2 protein-coding genes are annotated in these 2,595 nt (G+C 60.5%); both read right to left on the minus strand.

The annotated features are described in order from the left end of the window. Positions 1-162: 162 nt before the first annotated feature. Entirely contained in the window at positions 163-978 is an 816-nt protein-coding gene (istB, locus tag EV666_RS18055; RefSeq protein ID WP_280990854.1) for an IS21-like element helper ATPase IstB, read from the minus strand. After that, entirely contained in the window at positions 975-2,495 is a 1,521-nt protein-coding gene (gene istA, locus EV666_RS18060; RefSeq protein WP_132011038.1) for an IS21 family transposase, read from the minus strand. Before istA ends, istB begins: the two co-directional genes overlap by 4 nt. Positions 2,496-2,595 lie beyond the last annotated feature (100 nt).

Raw genomic sequence — 2,595 nt, forward strand, 5'->3', positions numbered from 1 at the left:
TGTAAACACCGGAATAAAAAGAGGCCATTCACCGGTTTAAAAGTAGGCCAGTCGGGTCAATTATAAAGCCTCATGACGAGGCGGTTTGTGCTCGGCAGCGGGGAAGCGGCTGGAGCGGAGCGGAAGCCGATTTTCCGCTGCCGATGGCCGTGTCTGATCAGGTCATGATGGGTTTTTCCTGTCTTTCTGGCGCCTGCGGCTGCTGGCGAGGCGATAGCTGTCACCGTTCATCTCGAGGATGTGGACGTGGTGGGTCAGCCGGTCGAGCAAGGCCCCGGTCAGGCGTTCTGAGCCAAACACCGTGGTCCATTCATCAAACGGCAGGTTGCTGGTGACCAGCGTGCTGCCCCGCTCGTAACGCTGGCTGAGCACCTCGAAGAGCAGCTCGCCGCCAACGGCGGTGAAGGGCACATAGCCGAGTTCATCCAGGATCAGCAGCTTGACCGAGGCAAGGTACTTCTGGAGTGTCCGCAGACGCCGTTCATCCCGCGCTTCCATAAGATCATGAACCAGCGCCGCAGCCGTGGTGAACGCCACGCTGTGGCCCTTTTGGCAGGCCACCAGACCCAGAGCGAGCGCGGTGTGGGTCTTGCCGGTTCCGCTCGGCCCCAGCGCAATGACGTTGCGCCGCTGTTCAATCCATTCCCCGCGCGCCAGTTCCAGCACAAGCGGCTTGTTCAGCGACGGTTGGGCGGCGAAGTCGAAGGTGTCGAAGCTTTTGGTATGCGGGAACTTTGCCAGACGGATCCGGCGCTCCACCATCCTGCGTTCGCGGTCGATCCGCTCAAGTTCGCACAGCCGCAGCAGATAGCGTGGATAGTCGGCCTGGTCCTGGGCGGCCTCCATCGCCACTTTCTCGTGCTCACGCACGAAAGTCGGAAGCTTGAGCGCCTTGAGGTGGTTCGTCAGCAGCACCGCGGGCGGCACACTGGTGGGTTCCGCCGCTGTTGCCGGTAATGGCATGGAAGGCTGTGTCATGGCTGAGCTCCCACTTCCGGTGATTGCGGCCGGGACAGCAGCCCCATGTAACTGCGCGGGTCAGTGTGACCAACGGTTGCGCGTGGCAGATGCGGGTAGAACTCCAGATCAAGCTTCGGCTGGCGGCGTTCCAGTCGCGCAAGGGCGATCATCTTCACCGCATCGAAGCTGATCGTCCCCATGTCCAGCGCCCGTGAAGCCGCCCATTCGACCAGAGATTGCTCAAAGCGTTCGCACAGGCGCAAAACCTGAATGAACTCACGGCGACCCTCCTTGCCGCTGCGTGCTTCCATCAACCGGCGCAGGCGATGCATCGGTTCCGCCAAAACCCAGCCATCCAGCGGCGCCGCCTGATCAAGCGCCCGGGACTTATGCTCAAGCAGCGCCAGGTAATGCAGCGGGTTGGCGATGAAATCCTCCCGCTCATAGCTTCGTGGATGCACCGCAATCCGCTCTCCATGGCAGATGATCTCAATCCGGTCGACATAGCCCTTGATCACCACTTCCTGGTGGGCATGGGCCGTCGGCACGGAGTAATCGTTGGTCCGGTAGCGGACCAGCGACAGCGACGAGGCGCGGCCCGTCACCATATGGCACGGATCGAACGCCACAGCCGGTGGCTTCATGAACGCCGCCAGATCTGCCTGCATCCGTTCGCCGATGCTCTGGCTGTGTCCGCGCAGCACCGCCTGCCGCCGCTCCAGACATTGTTCAAGAAGGCGCGCGTTCAGCGCATCGATACTGTCGGCAACCGGGACTGGCGTCATGAAGCGCCGGCGTACATAGCCAACAAGGCCCTCGACCTTGCCCTTGTCGTTACCCTTGCCGGGACGACCGAACCTGTCCTCAAACAAATAATGGCTCTGCAGGCCGGAAAACATCCTGCTGCGTTCGCGCTTGCCGTCACCAAGTATCCGCGACACCGCCAGTCGGGTGTTGTCGTACAGGATTGAAAGCGGGATCCCGCCGAAGAAGGCGAAGGCCGCAACATGACCATCGCAGAATGCCTCCGCCACTTCGGCAGCATAGGCCTTCACAAACGGGGCGTCGCTATGCGGCAAATCCATGCAGAAGTAATGAAACCGCACGAGTTTGCCGCCGATGATCCCATCAGCCTCGCCAAAATCAACCTGGGCGTGCCCTGGTCTGTGCATGAGAGGAATGAACACTTCGCGGCTCCGCAAGCGCGCCCGGGATATATAGGCACGGACAATCGAGATCCCGCCGGTGAAGCCATGTTCATCGCGAAGACGTTCAAAGATCCGTATCGCAGTGTGGCGTTGTTTGGAGTGAACCGTACGGTCCGCCTCCAGAATGGCGTCGATGATCGCCGTAAACGCCGCCAGCTTACGGCTATACAAACCGCCGGAGCGACCATGGGCTGGCGGCTCTGGAAACTTGAGCATCTTGTCGACAGTCTTGCGGCTGATGCCAAAATACGCGGCGGTCTTCCGGCGGCTGTCGCCAGCAATAAGAACCGCCCGGCGAACCTTCTGATAAAGCTCCACTCTCTTCATCCTCAGCCTCCGCCAAAAAACGGAGGTCTAGCAGGACTGGCATACTTTTATATCGGTGAGGCACGCCAGAAAATGGCGCACTTTATTCCCGGTGTTCTCA

The sequence above is a fragment of the Camelimonas lactis genome (assembly GCF_004342915.1).
GTDB lineage: Bacteria > Pseudomonadota > Alphaproteobacteria > Rhizobiales > Beijerinckiaceae > Camelimonas > Camelimonas lactis.